21 protein-coding genes are annotated in these 18,290 nt (G+C 63.2%); 12 read left to right on the top strand and 9 right to left on the bottom strand.

Going from position 1 to position 18,290, the window contains the following annotated elements; translation table 11 throughout:
• Positions 1–2 precede the first annotated feature (2 nt).
• The gene (locus tag AC2FNL_RS01885; protein ID WP_496832007.1) at positions 3–434 is read left to right on the top strand and encodes an NUDIX hydrolase; all 432 of its coding nucleotides are present in this window, start codon (positions 3–5) and stop codon (positions 432–434) included.
• On the opposite strand, the gene AC2FNL_RS01890 is transcribed toward AC2FNL_RS01885, so the two are convergent.
• The 6 genes from AC2FNL_RS01890 to AC2FNL_RS01915 all read right to left on the bottom strand — a co-directional run bounded on the left by AC2FNL_RS01890 (position 401) and on the right by AC2FNL_RS01915 (position 7,899).
• Entirely contained in the window at positions 401–3,802 is a 3,402-nt protein-coding gene (locus tag AC2FNL_RS01890) for an efflux RND transporter permease subunit (protein ID WP_496832009.1), read from the bottom strand. The two genes, AC2FNL_RS01885 and AC2FNL_RS01890, sit on opposite strands and share 34 nt — an antisense overlap.
• A gap of 5 nt (positions 3,803–3,807) precedes the next feature.
• Entirely contained in the window at positions 3,808–5,262 is a 1,455-nt protein-coding gene (locus tag AC2FNL_RS01895) for an efflux RND transporter periplasmic adaptor subunit (protein WP_496832011.1), read from the bottom strand.
• 107 nt (positions 5,263–5,369) lie between these two features.
• Complete coding sequence (moaB, locus tag AC2FNL_RS01900) at positions 5,370–5,912, bottom strand: molybdenum cofactor biosynthesis protein B (protein WP_093963541.1); 543 nt, start codon at positions 5,910–5,912, stop codon at positions 5,370–5,372.
• 6 nt (positions 5,913–5,918) lie between these two features.
• On the bottom strand, positions 5,919–6,539 hold the full coding sequence (locus AC2FNL_RS01905; RefSeq protein WP_496832013.1) for a LysE family translocator: 621 nt from the start codon (positions 6,537–6,539) through the stop codon (positions 5,919–5,921).
• The gene (locus tag AC2FNL_RS01910) at positions 6,536–7,135 is read right to left on the bottom strand and encodes a metallophosphoesterase family protein (RefSeq protein WP_496832015.1); all 600 of its coding nucleotides are present in this window, start codon (positions 7,133–7,135) and stop codon (positions 6,536–6,538) included. The genes AC2FNL_RS01905 and AC2FNL_RS01910 overlap by 4 nt, the downstream gene beginning before the upstream one ends.
• Positions 7,132–7,899, bottom strand: coding sequence for a uracil-DNA glycosylase (locus AC2FNL_RS01915; RefSeq protein ID WP_496832017.1), 768 nt, complete (start codon positions 7,897–7,899; stop codon positions 7,132–7,134). Before AC2FNL_RS01915 ends, AC2FNL_RS01910 begins: the two co-directional genes overlap by 4 nt.
• Positions 7,900–7,984: 85 nt before the next feature.
• Between AC2FNL_RS01915 and AC2FNL_RS01920 the strand changes: the two genes are divergently transcribed.
• From AC2FNL_RS01920 to AC2FNL_RS01960, 9 genes are all read left to right on the top strand, one after another.
• The gene (locus AC2FNL_RS01920) at positions 7,985–8,599 is read left to right on the top strand and encodes a scavenger receptor class F, member 2 (RefSeq protein ID WP_496832019.1); all 615 of its coding nucleotides are present in this window, start codon (positions 7,985–7,987) and stop codon (positions 8,597–8,599) included.
• A gap of 65 nt (positions 8,600–8,664) precedes the next feature.
• Positions 8,665–9,600 (top strand): aspartate carbamoyltransferase catalytic subunit, encoded by a 936-nt coding sequence (locus AC2FNL_RS01925; RefSeq protein ID WP_005979082.1) that lies wholly within the window; start codon positions 8,665–8,667, stop codon positions 9,598–9,600.
• The gene (locus AC2FNL_RS01930) at positions 9,597–10,115 is read left to right on the top strand and encodes a hypothetical protein (RefSeq protein WP_496832021.1); all 519 of its coding nucleotides are present in this window, start codon (positions 9,597–9,599) and stop codon (positions 10,113–10,115) included. The genes AC2FNL_RS01925 and AC2FNL_RS01930 overlap by 4 nt, the downstream gene beginning before the upstream one ends.
• Entirely contained in the window at positions 10,100–10,486 is a 387-nt protein-coding gene (locus tag AC2FNL_RS01935; RefSeq protein WP_254920177.1) for a hypothetical protein, read from the top strand. The genes AC2FNL_RS01930 and AC2FNL_RS01935 overlap by 16 nt, the downstream gene beginning before the upstream one ends.
• Positions 10,483–11,763, top strand: coding sequence for a dihydroorotase (pyrC, locus tag AC2FNL_RS01940; protein WP_496832023.1), 1,281 nt, complete (start codon positions 10,483–10,485; stop codon positions 11,761–11,763). The genes AC2FNL_RS01935 and pyrC overlap by 4 nt, the downstream gene beginning before the upstream one ends.
• Positions 11,763–12,368: a glycerol-3-phosphate 1-O-acyltransferase PlsY gene (gene plsY, locus AC2FNL_RS01945; protein ID WP_093963548.1), complete on the top strand. Its 606-nt coding sequence runs from the start codon at positions 11,763–11,765 to the stop codon at positions 12,366–12,368. Before pyrC ends, plsY begins: the two co-directional genes overlap by 1 nt.
• The gene (locus AC2FNL_RS01950; protein WP_222457978.1) at positions 12,365–12,634 is read left to right on the top strand and encodes a hypothetical protein; all 270 of its coding nucleotides are present in this window, start codon (positions 12,365–12,367) and stop codon (positions 12,632–12,634) included. The genes plsY and AC2FNL_RS01950 overlap by 4 nt, the downstream gene beginning before the upstream one ends.
• Positions 12,635–12,832: 198 nt before the next feature.
• Positions 12,833–13,306 (top strand): YHS domain-containing (seleno)protein, encoded by a 474-nt coding sequence (locus tag AC2FNL_RS01955; protein WP_093963550.1) that lies wholly within the window; start codon positions 12,833–12,835, stop codon positions 13,304–13,306.
• 256 nt (positions 13,307–13,562) lie between these two features.
• Positions 13,563–14,096 carry an outer membrane protein gene (locus AC2FNL_RS01960; RefSeq protein WP_093963551.1) on the top strand — a complete coding sequence of 178 codons (534 nt, stop codon included), beginning with the start codon at positions 13,563–13,565 and terminating at the stop codon, positions 14,094–14,096.
• A 48-nt stretch (positions 14,097–14,144) separates the two neighbouring features.
• On the opposite strand, the gene AC2FNL_RS01965 is transcribed toward AC2FNL_RS01960, so the two are convergent.
• The gene (locus tag AC2FNL_RS01965) at positions 14,145–15,128 is read right to left on the bottom strand and encodes a quinone oxidoreductase family protein (RefSeq protein WP_093963552.1); all 984 of its coding nucleotides are present in this window, start codon (positions 15,126–15,128) and stop codon (positions 14,145–14,147) included.
• 192 nt (positions 15,129–15,320) lie between these two features.
• On the opposite strand from AC2FNL_RS01965, the gene AC2FNL_RS01970 reads away from it, so the two are divergent.
• Positions 15,321–16,178 carry a DUF2189 domain-containing protein gene (locus tag AC2FNL_RS01970; protein ID WP_496832027.1) on the top strand — a complete coding sequence of 286 codons (858 nt, stop codon included), beginning with the start codon at positions 15,321–15,323 and terminating at the stop codon, positions 16,176–16,178.
• 33 nt (positions 16,179–16,211) lie between these two features.
• On the opposite strand, the gene AC2FNL_RS01975 is transcribed toward AC2FNL_RS01970, so the two are convergent.
• Entirely contained in the window at positions 16,212–17,198 is a 987-nt protein-coding gene (locus AC2FNL_RS01975; RefSeq protein WP_496832028.1) for an NAD(P)H-quinone oxidoreductase, read from the bottom strand.
• 64 nt (positions 17,199–17,262) lie between these two features.
• Positions 17,263–17,955 (bottom strand): COQ9 family protein, encoded by a 693-nt coding sequence (locus AC2FNL_RS01980; RefSeq protein WP_496832031.1) that lies wholly within the window; start codon positions 17,953–17,955, stop codon positions 17,263–17,265.
• Between the two features lie 111 nt (positions 17,956–18,066).
• Between AC2FNL_RS01980 and rpsU the strand changes: the two genes are divergently transcribed.
• Positions 18,067–18,273 (top strand): 30S ribosomal protein S21, encoded by a 207-nt coding sequence (gene rpsU / locus AC2FNL_RS01985; RefSeq protein ID WP_005614280.1) that lies wholly within the window; start codon positions 18,067–18,069, stop codon positions 18,271–18,273.
• The last annotated feature ends 17 nt before the right edge of the window (positions 18,274–18,290 follow it).

Consider the following 18,290-nt stretch of genomic DNA (forward strand, 5'->3'; position numbering starts at 1 on the left):
GGATGCAGCGGGTTCCCCGGATCGGCGCACTGGCGGTTGTCGTAGATCAGGGCCATGTCCTGCTGGTGCAACGCAGCAAAGCCCCCGATGCCGGTCTCTGGGGATTTCCGGGCGGCCATGTGGAGTGGGGCGAAACCGTCTTGCAGGCCGCCGCGCGCGAGTTGATGGAAGAAACCGGTATCGAAGCAACCCCGCAGGCATATCTGGGCAACCTTGATCTGCTGGTCCGGGATTCGGCCGGACAGATCACCGCCCACTACTTGCTGGTCGGCGTATCCTGCCGCTTCGGATCCGGCACTCCGATCGCAGCGGACGATGCGCAGGACGCGCGTTGGTTCCCAATCCGGCAGGTGCTGGACCGCGACCTTGCGATGAGCGCCCGGGTGCCCGACTTTCTGTCTCAGGCACTGGCCCGGGATGAAAGCCTGACATAAAGCGCCGCGGACACGATCAGGCTGACGGCCAGAATGGCAACCGCACCGCCCGCGAACGCTCCCAGCCCCATTCTCAGCAACGCCAGACCGTCCTCGCCGCCGTACAGCCCGGACAGCACACCCAGCGGCGCGCCGGCCAGAACCGGCCAGACCATGGTGACCAGCAGCCAGAGCATCATCGCCCCGCCCGTCCCCGCGGCCGCGACCCGGACCACCTTGTCCGGCGCCCGCAAGGCGCGGCGCATCGCCGTCATCGGGCGAGAAATATCACTCAGGATCGCCAGCAACGCAGGGACCAGGAGCAGCACCAGCACCATGCCGAACCCGAGCCCGTAGACCAGCGTGATCACCGTGGGTTTGAGGAATTGCGCCTGCTGCGACCCTTCGTACAGCAACGGGGCCAGCCCCATCACCGTCGTCAGCGTGGTCAGCATCACCGGCCGCAACCGGTCAGCGGTGCCTTCTATAATCGAGTGCACCAGCCCGCGATCCTGCTGATAGCCATCGATGGTCGTTATCAAAACGATCGAGTCATTGATGATGATCCCGGTCATGCCCAACAAGCCAACGACCGTGAACATGCTAAGGGGAACGCCCCAGATGTAATGCCCCCAGATGGTGCCGACCAGACCAAAGGGAATGATCGCCATCACCACCAGCGGCCTTGTCCAACTGGCGAAGATCCACGCCAGAACAAGGTAGATTCCGGTCAGACACAGGATCAGACCGGTACGCGCCTCGGTCAGGAACTCGTCCTCCTGTTCGCTCAGACCGGCCATGCGCCACTCGACCTGATACTCGGCGGCGATATCAGGCAGGATTTCCTCGCGCATGGCGCGGGTGATTTCCGCCGCCTGGGCCGGGTCATCCTCGGAAATGTCCCCGTTCACTGCGATCACCCGCAGGCCATTTTCCCGGCGCACCGTCGAGAACCCCGACTCGCGCTTGACCGAGACGATGTCAGCCAGCGGGACATAGACCCCGTCCGGTGAACGCATCAGCGTGTGTTCGAGGAAATCGGCGGTCAGCTCGCTTTCGGGCAGTTCGACCCGGATCTCGGCGCTGCGAGGACCGTCGGGGAATGTCGCCGCCTCGATCCCGTTCAGCCGGTGACGCAGAACCCGGCCCAATGTCTCGATGCGGAAGCCCAGCGCCTCGCCCTGTGCCGTCAGATCCAGAATGTACTCTTCCTTGTCATAGGCCAGATTGTCTTCCAGCGCTGAAACCTCGGGGTATTTCGACAGTTCCGCCTGCAGGGCCTCGGACGCGGTTTTCAGCGTGTTCACGTCCGCGCCGAAAAGCTGCACGTCGATGGCATCACCACCCGGACCCGAGCGCCAGCCGCGGAACGTCAGCAATTCGACCTTGGGATGGCGCGGCACGAATTCCTGCAGCTCGCCCACGAATTCAAAGCTGGAATAAGGTCGCAGGTCGGCATCGATCAGCTCGATCGAGATACCGCCCAGCAAATCGCCATCCTTGCCATCGGCGGCGGACAGACCATAACCGGCGCTCCCTCCGATCTCGGCCAGAACATAGTCGATCGGGTTGCGACCGTGGCGTTCTTCGTAGATCTGACCCAGCTCTTCCGTGGCGCGCTGCAGAATGTGCATCATTTCGATCGTGTCGGCGCGGGTAGCGCCTTCGGCCATGATGAAATTGCCGGTGACCGAGCCCCGCTCGGGCGCGTTGAAAAACCGCCAATTGACGTCGCCCTTAATGAACAGCGCTATCTGGCTGGCCAGAATGGCGATCATCAGGGCCACGACCACGTATCGCGCCCAGATTGCCCACGCCACCAAAGGTCGGAAAAGAGTGTCGCGCACCCAGCGAAAACCCCGGTTCACAACCCGGTTGGGCCAGTCATACCAGTGTTCCTTGGCCGAATGTGCGATAGCATGCGCCATGTGGTTCGGCAGGATCAGAAAACACTCGATCAACGATGCGATCAGTACAGCGATCACCGTAAAGGGAATGTCCCGGATCAGCTCTCCGAACCGTCCGCCAATGGCGGTCAGACCGAAAAAGGCGATCACGGTCGTGACCGTGGCCGCAAAAACCGGCATCGCCATACGCCGGGCGGCGCGCTCGGCGGCAACGACCGGTGGCTCGCCCAGACGGCGGGCCCGGAAATCGGCGTGTTCCCCCACCACGATCGCATCATCCACTACGATACCCAGCGTGATGATAAGGCCGAACAACGAGACCATGTTGATCGACAGCCCGCCGATATACATGAAGGCGATGGCCGCCGACATCGCAACCGGGATACCGGCCGCCACCCAGAAAGCGATGCGCGCATTCAAGAACAGGAACAGCAGGCACACCACCAAGCCCAGCCCGACCAGCCCGTTGTCGATCAGAATGTCCAACCGGTCGGTAATGGCCTGCGCCCGGGTACGGATCAGCTCGACCGAGATACCATCCGGCAGGCTCGCCTGCATCTCGGCCACCACATCCTCGACCGTGTGCTGAATGTCGATCGCATCACCCAGGTTCGACCGGTCCACCCGGACGGACATGGCCGGATTTTCGCCCACGAAATAGCTGCGATTGCGGGTAACGCCCTCGACCCGGATCTGCGCGACATCGCCGACCACCAGCTTGGACCCGTCCGGATAGGTGCGCAAAGCGATGCGCTCGATCTCTTCCGGGGTGCGCTTTTCGACACCGGTGCGGATCCGGGCGTTTGCGCCGGTCACGTCCCCGGCCGGATTGGCCGTGACCTCGGCCGCAACCGCCGAGGCGATCTCGGACAGGGTGATGTCGTTGGCGATCAACTGCGCGGTGGGAACCTCGACCACGATGCGTGGGGCCGCAAGGCCGCGGATCGTGGTCCGCGTCACACCGGCAGCGAACAGCCGATTGATCAACTCATCTGTGAATTTGGCCAGCTGCCCGGTCTCGATCGGGCCGGTGAGGACAACATCCGTTACCCGGTCTCGCCAAGCGGCACGCCGGATGGACGGTTCTTCGGCGTCCTCCGGCAGGTTGGTCACGCTGTCGACGGCGGTGCGCACTTCTTCGACGGCGCGGCTCATGTCCCAGTTGGGTTCAAATTCCAGCGCGATGCGGGCCGATCCTTCGCGGGAGGTCGACTCGGTGCTGGCAACGCCTTCGACCGCCAGCAATGCAGGTTCAAGGATCTGGACAATCCCGTTGTCCACATCCTCGGGCCCCGCACCATCCCATTCGACGTTGACATTGACCCGTTCCAGGATCACGTCCGGAAAGAACTGCGCCCGCATGTTCGGCGCCGAAGCCGCGCCAAGGACCAGCATGACCACCAGCAGAAGGTTGGCAATGGTCCGGTGACGCGTGAAATAGCTGAGGATGCCGCTGGCCGCGCCCGGGATCTCGCGCATCATGGCGCCTATCCCCCGGCCCGGTTTTCAAGCCGCCGCAACAGAGACGACGGCACCTTCGCCTCGCTCAACTGAGCAAGAACACGGGTCTTGGCGTCCTGGGACATGCGGTCGCTGGCCTCGACCTGCGCCACCAACCGCGCGCGGTGCTCGTCCGTCAGCTCGACCATGTCCGGCTCGACCGCGGCGCTGTCTTCGATGCGAACCGGGCGCACGCGGACCCCCGACCCCAGCAGCGGGGTCCGACCGACCACGACTTCGCGCCCTTCCAGCCCGGCGCCTCGCAGCAGCACTTCGTCCCCTTGCCGGCGCACCAGCTCGACCGGGAGCGTTTCCAGCCGGTCGTCGTCGCCCAGCACCAGCACGGTGCCTTGCGCATCCAGAACCGAAGACGGGAGACGCACGACATTATCCAGCGGCTGTTCCTCGACCGAAACGGTCACGAAATCGCCGGGCTTGAACCCCGGCGCGGCATCAAGCCGGGCATAGATCAACCGGCCGGTCTGGCCCTCACCGGCCGACCCGCTGTCGCGGCTGATCCGACCGGTGGCGCTCAGGTCCGTGCCCGTCACCTCAAGCGAGATGGTCACCGGTGCCGGGATCAGCTTGCCCTGATCGTCCAGCAACCGCACGTATTGCGCGGTCGAAACGCGGAACGCGACCTCCAGCGCAAACGGGTCGACCAGTTCGGCCAGCTTTTCATTGGCCGTGACCAGGCGCCCTTCAACCAGCGTGACACCAGTCAGCGTCCCGTCGAACCGGGCGCGGATGGTCATGTCCTCCAGATCGCGTTCGGCCGATTCCAAAGCGATACGTGCCCGCGCCAGCAACGTCGTCGCCTGATCGACGCGGGACTCGGCCTGCGCCAAAGCGATACGGCGCGACAACACGGTTTGCCGGGCCGAGGCCGCGGCCAATTCGGCCTCTTCAACGCTGGCGGTCGCGCCCACACCACGGTCCAGCAAATCCTTCTGGCGCTGCAGGGCCCGTTCCCGCAGATCCGATTGGGATTCGGCGGCCTTCAATTCATCCTGCGCCAAAAGCAGCGTGCGTTCGGCATCGCGTTCTTCAAACTGGGCATCCAGCAGGTCCGACCGCGCACGGTCCAGCGCCGCCTGCGCATCGGCCGGGTCCAGCTCGACCAGAACTTCGCCTGTGCGCACAACCCCGCCATCCTCGAAATTTTCCGCCAGCCCGATGACACGGCCGCCCAGCGCTGCCCGCAATTCCAGACGCCTGCGGCTTTGAACTTCGCCGAATGCCTCCAGATAGGGGGTGGCGGTTTGTGGCTCGGCCTTCTGAACCGTGACCGCGAACACGCGTTCGCGCGCCTGCGGGGGTTTGTTGTCGCGGGTCATGACCTCTTGAACTGCGCCGGTGATCATCTGCGCCGCGACAATCAACAGCGCAAGCATCAGGGATGCCAGAAAGACACCGATGAGGCTCTGCCGCAGAAATCGCATGTATCTTTCACTCCGGTTGCAACGGGACGCAGTCTATTAATAGGTAGCCGGGCCGGAAAAAATACCAACCCACAAGGCGGTTATGAGCCGTTAAACGTACGACCAGTCTACTTCCGTCGCAGATGTTCGTCCAATCTGGGCATGATTTCCACGAAATTGCAGGGCCGGTGGCGATAATCCAGCTGTTTTTCCAAAATGCCGTCCCAGGCATCCTTGCAGGCCCCAGGGCTGCCCGGCAGGGCAAACAGATAGGTTCCGCCGGCGACGCCACCTGTGGCCCGCGACTGTACTGCCGAGGTTCCGATCTTCTCCATCGAAATCAGGGTGAAGACGGTGCCAAAAGCCTCGATTTCCTTTTCGTAGACATCGCGATGCGCCTCGACCGTGACATCGCGCCCGGTCAAGCCGGTGCCGCCGGTCGAGATCACCACGTCAATCTCGGGGTCGGCGACCCACGCCCGCAACTGCTCGGCGATCTGGGCGCGCTCGTCCTGAATGATCTTGCGGTCGGCCACGGTGTGCCCCGCACGCTCAATCCGGTCGACCAACGTTTGCCCCGAACGATCTTCGGCCAGTGACCGCGTATCCGATACGGTCAGCACAGCGATGCGGATGGGAATGAATTCCATAGTCTCATCAATTCGGGACATGTCGTGTCAGGCTCTTTCCATGATGGCCAACCGGGCCGCCAGCGCGACGAACACGCCGCCACTGACCCAGCCGAGAATTCGCGAAGCCCGCGGGCTTGAAATCAGCGCTCGCCCGGCGCCGCCGGCAAATGACCCTACCAGGGCATTCACGACGAACCCGCCCAGAGCGATGATCGCGCCCAGCAGCAGAAACTGGGCCAGAACCGATCCGTTGGCCGGCGAGACGAATTGCGGGATGAAGGCCAGAACAAACAGAATGATCTTGGGATTCGTCATGTTGACCAGCATCCCCTCGCGAAAGGCATGGCCCGACGGCTTCATTGGAGCGTCAGTCCGGACCGCACCGTTCCGGATGGTGCCCCAGGCCAGATACAGCAGGTAGGTCACACCCAGCCAGCGAATGACGTCGAACAGCCAGGGCATAGCCGCGACCGCCGCGCCAAGTCCCAGCCCGGCCAGCAGAACATGAACCATCAGTCCCGTCGAAACGCCGGCGCTGGCCACGATGGCAGATCGGGCACCGGACCGCAGCCCAAGCCCGAAGCAGAACATCATGTCAGCCCCCGGCGTCATGTTCAGCGCGATGGCGGCTGGGATGAAGGTCAACAGTGTTGCGTATTCGATCATGGATCGACCTCGAACCAATTCACCTTGGGCCCCAGATTTGCGATCCGGGTGCGACCGATCTCGCCGCGATAGCCCCAGCTGTCGTGGATATGACCGCACAGAGCAAAGTCAGGTTGAATCCGTTCCACCGCGTCGCGCACCGCGCTCGATCCGATCGATTGCCCCTGCGAAGTCCGATCGCCTTTGCCCTTGGGCGGGGCATGCGTGATCAGGACGTCCGCCGACGCGCAGCGATTGAGCAGCTCGGCGGCCTCGGCTTCGGTCAGGTCGCAGGACCAGTCACCAAATGGCGTGACCGGTACGCCATAGCCAAGTCCGAACAGGCGCAGCCCGTCCACGGTCATGCCTGTTCCGTGCAGCACATGCACGCCGTCCGGCACGGCCGCCGCCAGTTCCTCGGCGCTTTCGGCGTTGCCGGGAACCAGAACCATCGGCGCGGATATGCCGGAAAGCATATCCATCGCCTCGTCCAGCCCCTGACGCATGTTGCAGTAATCACCCGCGCCGATCACCAGGTCAGCTTCGACGCTGGCTGCCACCAGTTCCGCAGCCCGATTGCGGGCCATGTGCAGGTCGGAAAAAGCCAGAACCTTCATCCCTTGTTCTCCAGATATGCGCGCAGATCCAACAGATCGGCCCAGGCCTGGCGCTTGGCATGGGGCTGGCGCAGCAGATAGGCGGGGTGCAGCATGGGCAGAACCGGCAGATTCAGCGCCTGATCCCACTGCCCACGCAGACGCGTGATGCCGCGCTTGTCCAGAACCGCCTGGCAGCTGATGTTGCCCATAACCACCAGAACCTTCGGCTTGGCCAGGGCCACGTGCCGTTCCAAAAACGGCTGCATCATCGCGATCTCGTCCGGCCGCGGGTCCCTGTTCTGCGGCGGGCGCCAGGGCAGGACATTGGTGATGTAGACGTTCTTGGCGCGGTCCAAATCTATCGCGGCCAGCATCCGATCCAGCAACTGCCCGGCGCGGCCAACGAACGGCTTTCCAGCGCGGTCTTCTTCACGGCCCGGGGCCTCGCCGACGATCATGACCGGCGCACCGGGTGTCCCATCAGCAAAGACCAACTGTCGCGCGCCGCGCTTCAGATCGCAGTGTTCGAACGCCTCCATAGCGGCGCGCAGCTGATCCAGAGACGATGCCGCAGACGCAGCCTTTTTTGCCTCGATCACCGGATCCGCCTTGGCGGGCTTCTGCATCGCGGGTTGCGCTGCGGCGGATTTTTTGACCTTTGGCGCGGTATCCGGCAACGCATAGCGGTCAACCGGTGCGTCGACGATCGCTTCGGTTACGCCCAGCTCAACCTGCCATTCCAGCAGGGCACGCGCGGTGTAGGGGTCAAGGGCCGATTCCATAATGTTCAATCTACTCAGCTTTGCGGGAAGGGAAAGCAAATTGGCCTTGCCTTGGCGCGTTGCCGGGCCGACGATGGTCCCCGTCATGACGCGAACCCTGGGCCTTCTGCTGATCACTCTGTTCGCCCTGCTGCCCGGCGGGTCGGAGGCACAGTCGTTTCTCAACAATCAAGGACAATGCCGCGGGGGCCAGTTTCAGTGCGGTCTGAAATGCTGCTCGGTCGGCCAACGCTGCAGCTATGACGGGTTCTGCATTCAGGCCGGGGGCACCTATTGCGGCGGCGGGCGGTCCTGCGGGCCGTTCGAGAAATGCGTGGCCGGAGGCACCAGATGCGCGCCCGCGGGCGCGAACAAATGCGCCTCGCGGCTGGATTGCCCCAGCGGCTCCTTCTGCAACGCGCGCGGCGAATGCGAGCGCAGTTCGCCCGACTTCGACCCCTCTCCGCAACCGGCAACGCCCTGCGACGACGGGCGGACCTGCGCAGCCGGTTCGACCTGCCTGCCGGGCGGCGGCTGTACGCGCCCCGGCTGGTATCTGTGCGAAGAGACCGGATCGCAATGCCGCACCGGGTTCAAATGCTCGGCCAACCAGGGCTGCGTGCCCAGAAAGGCCGTCGATTGCGGTTACGGCAAGTGGTGCCGACCCGGCGAGCGTTGCCTGCCCGAAGGCGGATGCGAGAAACTGCCCGACGGGGACTGACTCCAGTTGCCCCGAGGCGCTGCGCTTTCTATAAGCGGCGCGACTGTCAGAAAGGAGCCCGGCCCATGCGTTTCGCCCATCGTCACCTTCTTGGCATCGAGCATCTGTCCCAATCCGACATCACCGCCATTTTGGACCTGGCCGAAAAATACGTCGATCTGAACCGGCAATCGGCCAAGCACTCGGACGTTTTGGCGGGGCTGACCCAGATCAACATGTTCTTCGAGAATTCGACCCGCACGCAGGCCAGTTTCGAACTGGCGGGCAAGCGTCTGGGCGCAGATGTGATGAACATGGCGATGCAGGCCAGCTCGATCAAAAAGGGCGAGACGCTGATCGACACGGCGATGACGCTGAATGCCATGCATCCCGACCTTCTGGTGGTGCGGCATCCGCATTCGGGCGCGGTCGACCTGCTGGCGCAGAAGGTCAACTGCGCGGTGCTGAACGCCGGTGACGGGCGGCACGAGCACCCAACGCAGGCGCTGCTGGATGCGCTGACCATCCGCCGGGCCAAGGGGCGGCTGCACCGGCTGAACGTGGCGATCTGCGGGGATGTCGCGCATTCCCGCGTGGCGCGGTCGAACCTGATCCTGCTGGGCAAGATGGAAAACCGCATCCGCCTGATCGGCCCACCGACGCTGGTGCCCGCGCAATTCGCCGAATTCGGGGCCGAGATCTATGACGACATGACTGAAGGCCTGCGCGACGTGGACGTTGTGATGATGCTGCGCCTTCAGAAAGAGCGGATGGACGGCGGGTTCATCCCGTCGGAACGGGAATACTATCACCGCTATGGCCTGGACGCCGCCAAGCTGGCGCTGGCCAAGCCGGACGCCATCGTGATGCATCCCGGCCCGATGAACCGCGGCGTTGAGATCGACGGCACGCTGGCCGACGACATCAACCGCTCGGTCATCCAGGAACAGGTCGAGATGGGCGTCGCCGTGCGCATGGCCGCGATGGAGTTGCTGGCCCGCAACCTGAAGGAGGCGGCATGAGCGATCTGACCCTATCCGCTGGCGAGCGCGGCGTGATCCGCCTGTTCGCGCTGGACATGCGCCCCGAAGAGGCGAAGTTCCTGCGCGATCCCGGCGCGGCGGATCAGGTCCTTGGGGTCTCGGGGTTGGACCCCGAGCAGATCGACGTGTTTCCAGTGTCCGACCTCGAGGATCTGGGCCTCTACGGCTATCTCAGCGAGGGCTGCGGCGTGTCCGAGGACCAGTTGGACCGGGCCAAGCTGGAGTCGGTCGATGGCTGGGTTCTGGTGCTGCGCAGCGCGGCCCTGGGCGGGCGCGCGGCCACGCTGAGCCCCGACCCGCGTCTGCGCCTGATCGGCCTTTACACCGAAGAGGCCACGAATTGGAGCGGCGGCACCATCGAGACCGAAAGCGCGCGGCCGTACTCGGCCGCGCAAAATCCAGTTTCGAGCGGACAGCCCCGCCGGACGGGATCGGCCTTGCTTGCCTTGATCATCCTGCTGGTCATCGGAGGTGCTCTGTGGCTGATCCTGTGACCTTTGCGCCGGACAAGGGCGCCTATGTCCGCACCAACGCGTGGCTGGCCGCGGGCGCGATGGCGGGGGCGATGCTCGTGCTGTGGCTGATCGGAAATCCCTATGTCTGGACCGGCGCCCCGGCCGGTCTGGCGGCGGTGGGCGTCCGAGCGTGGTACCTTGCCTCGGAGGAACTGGTGGCCAACTGGCAGATGACCGACACCACCCTGACCGGACCCGGCGGACGCAGCGTGCCGCTGAACCAGATCGCGGCCGTGAATATCATGGGCAGCTTCGTGCAGATCGTCACCAAAGGCGGCGACAAGCACCTGATCAAGTACCAGGCCGACCCGGCCACCACCAAAGCCGCGATTGAAAGGGCAATGGCATGACCAAGCTGATCTTCACCAACGCCCGCCTGATCGACCCCGAAGCCGGAACCGACGCGCCGGGCTGGCTGCATGTGGCCGACGGGCGCATCGTGGCCAAGGGCAACGGTTCGGTGCCCCAAAAGGAAGCGCAGGTGATTGATTGCGGCGGTCAGTGTCTGGCCCCCGGCATCGTCGATATCGGCGTCAAGGTCTGCGAGCCGGGCGAGCGGCACAAGGAAAGCTACAAATCCGCGGGCCTTGCCGCCGCCGCCGGGGGCGTGACCACAATAGTCACCCGGCCCGACACCCTGCCTGCGATCGACACGCCGGAAACGCTCGAGTTCGTCACCCGACGCGCCCAGGCCGACACGCCCGTCAACGTGCTGACCATGGCCGCACTGACCAAGGGCCGCGACGGGCGCGAGATGACCGAGATCGGGTTTCTGATGGATGCGGGCGCGGTGGCTTTCACCGACTGCGACCATGTGGTGACGGACACCAAGGTGTTCTCTCGCGCGTTGACCTATGCCCGGGCCTGCGGCGCGCTTGTCATCGCCCACCCGCAGGACCCGGGCCTGAGCCACGGTGCTGCCGCCACAAGCGGCAAGTTCGCCGCCCTGCGCGGTCTGCCCGCCGTTTCGCCCATGGCCGAGCGTATGGGGCTGGACCGCGACATCGCCTTGCTGGAAATGACCGGCGCGACCTATCACGCCGACCAGATCACCACGGCCCGCGCCCTGCCCGCACTGGAACGGGCCAAGCGCAACGGGCTGGACATCACCGCCGGCACCTCGATCCATCACCTGACGCTGAACGAGTTGGACGTGGCCGACTATCGCACCTTCTTCAAGGTCAAGCCGCCGCTGCGCTCCGAGGACGACCGGCAGGCGGTGATCGAGGCCGTGCGCTCCGGCCTGATCGACACGATCAGCTCGATGCACACGCCGCAGGACGAGGAAAGCAAACGCCTCCCGTTCGAAGAGGCGGCCTCGGGCGCGGTGGCATTGGAAACCCTGCTGCCGGCCGCACTGCGCCTGTATCATGCCGATCAACTGGACCTGCCGACCCTGTTCCGGGCCATGACACTGAATCCGGCGAAACGACTGGGGCTGGACTGCGGCCGCCTGAGCGCGGGTGCCCCCGCCGATCTGGTGCTGTTCGACCCAAATGTGCCCTTCGTGCTGGACCGGTTCACGCTGAAATCGAAATCGCAGAACACCCCGTTTGACGGACAGCGGATGCAGGGTAAGGTCACCGCAACCTACGTTGCAGGCAAAGAAATTTTCCGGAGACCCTGATGCCCGTTTTCGACAGCACGACGACCCAACTGATTATCTGGGCCGCGATCGGATACCTGATGGGGTCGGTGCCCTATGGCATGATCGTTGCGCGGGTGATGGGGCTGGGCAACCTGCGCCAGATCGGATCCGGCAATATCGGTGCCACCAACGTGTTGCGCACCGGCAGCAAGGCGGCGGCGGCGCTGACCCTTCTGTTCGACGCCGGCAAAGGCGCGGTCGCGGTCCTGCTGGCCCGGGCACTGGCCGGCGACGATGCCGCCCAGGTCGCGGCGCTGGCGGCTTTTGTCGGCCATTGCTACCCGGTCTGGCTGAGCTTCAAGGGCGGCAAGGGCGTGGCAACTTTCCTGGGCCTGTGGCTGGCGCTGGACTGGCGGGTGGGCGTTGCATGCTGTCTGACATGGCTGGTCGCTGCTGCGATCTGGCGGATCTCATCCCTCGGCGCGCTGGCCGCGGCAGCCCTGTCGACAACATGGGTGATGATCCTGACGGACGGGTCGACCTTTTTGTTGGGCGTCGTTCTGACGCTGCTAATCTACTGGCGCCACCGCGAGAATCTGGCCCGCATCAAGGCGGGAACAGAGCCCAAGATCGGGAAATCGTGACCGCGCCGACCGACTTTTTGGACGCATTCTTTGCCTTGCCGGCGGGTTCCTTCACCGGAACCGCAAACGGTCGAAGCTACTCGGTCACGCGGCTGGCGATGGCGGACGGCAAATCGCACAAGCTGGTCGCCCATGAACGGGGTGGCGGAGACTACATCAGTATGAACCTGTACCTGACGGATCAGAGCGGCGCTTTGCTGCGCCCCTGCGAGATGCCTGCCGCCAAGGTCGTACGCTTTGTTCTTGCCCTGGTACCCGACAGCTGAACCGCGGACCGACCTGCGCAGGCGAACAGACCGCTTGGCATTTCCGCACATTCACGTTTGATTGCTTTGAACGTGATCGCGGCCTTTCCCACCTCAGTTTCCGTGACGCTCAATTACCGGGTGCACGAAACGCAATTTCGGTGCTGGAACGCCCGCGCTTGGACATGCCGGGCAGCCCCGATCACGAAAGGTGGAACCATGAACAAGATCAAATCCCTGTTGGGCGGCGTGGCGCTGTCCGTGGCAATCGCAAGCTCGGCCCTGGCGGCCGGCGTGGAAATCAACGCCTCGTCGACCGGCCTGGCGATGCAGGGTTACGACCCTGTGGCCTATTTCACCGAAGGCGAGCCGACCAAAGGCAGCTACAAGATCACGGCGTTGCACAACGATGCGCTGTACCGTTTTGCCACCGAAGAGAACAAGGCCGCGTTCGAAGCCAATCCCGAGGCCTACCTGCCCGCCTACGGCGGCTACTGTGCCTTCGGAGCGGCCATGGGGTTCAAGTTTGACGGCGATCCGACCTACTGGAAAATCGTGGACAACAAATTGTACCTCAACCTGTCGGAAGACATCCAGCAGCGTTGGGAAGGCGACATCCCCGGCTTCATCGAAAAAGCCAGCGTCAACTGGGAAACGATCGCCGACAAGGATCCGGCCGAACTGCAGCAATAATCTGCTGAACTGGCGGCAAGGATCGGCGGCAGAATGCCTCTGCCGCCGATCGTGATTTGAAGCCCCACGACCCCGAACCTATCTGATCAGAACAACACTCCAAAAGGGCGGCAAGCCGCAGACCTTGCGGAAATCGGGGTCGGAATAACAGCGAAAAACCAATGATTCGGTCCACCGACCGGAACGTAATGATCAATACAAACCTTCAGGCCAACGAAAGGCCGAGGCAGATAACTTCCAACGAAAGGATAGCAAGATGACGAGCAAACTGGCACTTTTGACCACCGTTGCAACTTTTGCAGCCGGCACCGCCATGGCGCAGTCCTCGGGCGATTGGACCGGATTCTATGCAGGTGCGCAGGTCGGCTACGCGGATATCGGCACCAGCCTGTCCGGTGTGGACGGAGACGGCGCCATCGGCGGTCTCATCCTTGGTTACGACTATGATCTGGGCGACTGGGTTGTAGGCGGCGGCTTTGACTATGACTGGTCTGACGTCGACCTTTCGGGTGCCGCAACGGTCGAAGACGTCTGGCGGCTGAAAGCCCGCGCCGGCTACAAGGTCAACCCGCAGGGGCTGCTGTATGGTGTCGCTGGTTACGCGGATGCGGGAACCGACACGCTGGGCAGCGACGATGGTTGGTTCATCGGCGCCGGCTATGAACAGATCGTCGCGCCGAACGTCAGCATCGCGGGCGAGCTGCTGTACCACGAGTTCGACAATTTCAACTCGACCGGTGTCGACGTGGATGCAACCACGTTCCAGATCCGGGCGGCATACCGCTTCTGATCCCTCGCGCAGAATCGAACGGGCCCGGCACGGCGTGCCGGGCCTTTTTCATGGCACCAGGATTGTGCTTCCGGTTGTCTGCCGCGCCTCCAGTGCGCGGTGCGCCTCAGCGACCTGATCCAGTTCAAAGCGTTGATCGATGTGAATCTTGACCTCGGCGCCGGCCACCTTGCCGAACAACCGCCGGGCCATGGCCTGACATACGGAATGGTCCGCAATATGGGTGAACAGCGTCGGCCGGGTGATTTTCAACGACCCTTTCTGCCCAAGAATGCCTATGTTGAATGGTGGCACGGGTCCAGACGCGTTGCCGAAGGAAATCATCATCCCCAATGGCTTGAGGCAGTCCAGCGACCCTTCGAACGTATCGGCACCGACAGAGTCCATGACCGCATCGACCCCTTTGCCGCCGGTAATCTCGGCCACGCGGGACGCAAAATCCTCGGTCCGGTAGTTGATGCAGTGTGTGGCGCCGTTGAACTGGGCCAGACGGCACTTGTCATCGGTCCCGGCCGTACCGATCAGCTTGATGCCTTCGGATTTGGCCCACTGGCACGCGATCAGGCCGACACCCCCGGCGGCGGCATGGAACAGAACCGTATCACCACGTTTCAGCGGCGTGGTGCGGTGAAACAAGTATTCAACCGTCAAGCCCTTGAGCATCATGGCCGCCGCGGTCTCGAATGAGATGCCGCCAGGCAAAGGGCACACCTGTGACGCGGGCATCACCCGCGCTTCGCAATAAGCACCGGCCGGCACCGCGGCATAGGCCGCCCGCTGGCCCGGTTTCAGATGGGTCACGCCCTCACCGACTGCCTCGATCACCCCAGCAGCTTCCATTCCCAGCGCGTGCGGCAGTTCCATCGGATACAGACCGGTCCGCTGGTAGACATCAATAAAATTCAGACCGCAGGCGTGATGGCGGATCCGAACTTCGCCCGGTCCCGGGTCACCCAACGGTCTATCCTCGATCTTCAGCACCTCGGGGCCGCCGGTTTCGTGAATGACAACGGTACGCGCCGTTTTCTGCATGCTGACCTCCTTTTGCCTGGATCCAAGCTATCACTTCGGCGCCGCAGGGCAATCGGGCGATCTCACAAGGGTGAACCAGGATTGGAAAAAACTGTGGTACACTAGGGTCAGGCGTTGCCGGGTCATCCGGCCACGGGCAACTTTTCGCCGGATGCATCCTGCGGCGCACCTGTGCCAAGGAAAGGGATGACAATGGCAAAGACAATCGGAAACCCGATCAGTTGGACCGCGCAACAACTCGGCGCGACCAGCGATCACATCGCTGAAAACGTAACGGGTATCGGCAGCGCTGACACCCAGCATCTGCCGACGGTAAAAACGCTGACGCTGCAAGACTTGCGAGAGTGCCTGCGCGCCGGATACCAAGACTTTCTGGCGATACGGGCCGATGCCATTTTCATCGTTCTGATCTACCCGATCGCGGGGCTTTTGATGTTCGGATTCGCCATGCAAGCCAACATGGTGCCGCTTCTGGCTCCTCTGGTGGCCGGGTTTGCGCTGATCGGTCCGGTGGCTGCTTTGGGCTTGTATGAGATCAGCCGCAGGCGGGAACAGGGGCACGAGGTTCACTGGCTGGACGCGTTGGGTGTTTTCCGATCGCCCTCGTTCGGCGCCATACTGGCACTGGCCTTTTACCTTGTCATGCTGTTGCTGGTCTGGCTGATGGTGGCACACGGCATCTATGTCGAAACACTGGGTCCGCAGCCGCCAGAGACGCTGGGCCAATTTCTGACACAGGCTCTGACCACCGGCCCCGGCTGGACCATGATCATCGTCGGATCGGCGGTTGGATTCCTGTTTGCTCTGGTGGCCTTGGCCGTCAGCGTTGTCAGCTTCCCGTTGCTTCTTGACCGCAAGGTCGGCCTGCCTGTGGCCGTGGTCACCTCGGTCCGGGTCCTGCGGCACAATCCGACCGTGATCCTGACCTGGGGCCTCATCGTCGCCGCGCTGCTGGTTCTTGGCGCGATCCCGCTGCTTTTGGGCCTGATCGTGGTGATGCCTGTCTTGGGGCACGCGACATGGCACCTGTATAGACGCGCCATCGCCTGAGCAAAGCGCGGGGCAACCCCCGCGCCGACGTGCCTAGCCTGATACTTTCAAGACGATCTTGCCAATGTGGCCGGAACTTTCCATGCGGGCATGTGCAGCGGCGGCATCGGCCAGATCAAATTCGCTATCCATGACCGGGGCGACTTTTCCAGCCTCGAGCAGCGGCCAGACCGCCTCATGCAGATCCTGCGCAATGCGTGCTTTGGCCAGATCGCTCTGTGGCCGCAGCGTGCTGCCGGTCAGGGTCAGGCGTTTGACCATCATCAGCGCAAAGTTCAACTCGACGACGGGTCCTTGCAGAAACGCGATCTGAACCAGCCTGCCGTCCTCGGCCAGCGCCTTGACGTTGCGGGGGATGTAGTCGCCGCCGACCATGTCGAGAATCAGATCCGCCCCACCTTCGGCCCGCATGGCAGCAACAAAATCCTCGGTCTTGTAGTTGATCGCCCTCTCGGCCCCCAGGTCCAGACAGGCCTGGCATTTCTCATCCGAACCGGCCGTCACGAAGACCCGGGCTCCGAAAGCGTTGGCCAGTTGAATGGCCGTGGTACCGATCCCGCTCGATCCCCCATGTACAAGGAACCGTTCGCCAGCCTTCAGCCCACCACGAGTGAACACGTTGGACCAGACAGTAAAGAAGGTTTCGGGCAGGCAGGCGGCCTGTTTCAGGCTCAGGCCCGAGGGCACAGGCAGGCAGTGTGCCGCCGGTGTCGCCACGTATTCGGCATACCCGCCGCCAGGCAACAACGCACAGACCTGATCCCCCAGTGCCACCCCCGAGACGCCGGACCCGATGGCCACCACCTCGCCCGAAGCCTCGAGTCCCGGCAGGTCGCTGGCCCCCGGCGGCGGATCATAGGCCCCAGCCCGCTGCAGAGCGTCCGGGCGGTTAACGCCGGCATAGGCCACTTTCAAGACAACCTGACCGTGACCCGGCTCGGGCATGGGGCGTTCCGTCAACTTGAGAACGTCCGGACCTCCGGGCGTGGTGATCTCAATCGCGCGCATCATCTGGGGCATTGGCAAAACTCCTTTGCGCAATGGGTATCAGGCGAATCGGGAAAGGCCCAGCAACAAGAGGCGGTTACTTGCGCGGGTTCAGAAGACCCGGCAGATCGGCCCGCATCTTGACTGGCGCCCGGACCTGACTTGCCAGCCAGTTGGGAACCGCAAGGAACGGTTTGAACAGCGGATTGTTGTTCACCTGCGCCTTGAGCTTCTCGAACTGCATCACATCCGCAATGCGGCGATCCAGGAATTCCCATGTCCGCTGGTGGTCCGGGCTGTCATCGCCCAACCAGAACAACAGGGTCGAGGAATACACACCCGACAGTGTCGCGCGTTTGGTGTACCAGTTGACATCATCCGAAGTGTCGCCCAGCGCATCCCAGATCAGGTCACAGGTGCCCCAGACCGCCTTGGCCCCATCTGCTGCATATGACGGCAATGAAAACAAAGTCACGCCTCGGCGCACCGCCTCCCTGTCGGGGACAGCCTGCAGGCGGAAGCGCACTGCGGCGGCAATCCTGTCGCGGAACTTCAGATCGCTCAGGTCCTCGGACTTCAGCCGTTCAAGCATCTCGGCGTCCCCGCGGGCGTGAAACGCGAGCGCCAGATCCACAGGGCCCCGCGGGCAGATGACCCGGGCCAGACCTTCGTCCAGATCGCAGTCTGCAATGGCCGCGCGAAAGCTTTCTTCGGACCAACCGTCAAAAGGAACATGGGTCAGAATTGCGTCCAGCAATTGCTGTTTTGCATCTTCATAGGTCACGGTCATGGCGGTCCTCCGACTGTTGGGCCCAGTACTAGACAAGTTAGGTCCGCTTTGCTATACGGCCAACTCCTGCAATTTCCTTGCAACTCTATCTAGAAAGGTGGTGACAACCACATGCAGGTTAGTGTTCGCGACAACAATGTCGATCAGGCGCTTCGTGCCCTGAAGAAAAAGCTGCAGCGCGAAGGCGTGTTCCGTGAAATGAAGCTGAAGCAACATTTCGAGAAACCGTCCGAGAAAAAAGCGCGCGAGAAAGCTGAAGCGATCCGCCGTGCCCGTAAACTGGCACGCAAGAAAGCCCAGCGCGAAGGTCTGCTCTAAGATCTTCCTCGTCCAGC

Source organism: Ruegeria sp. CRTD044 (genome assembly GCF_059613485.1).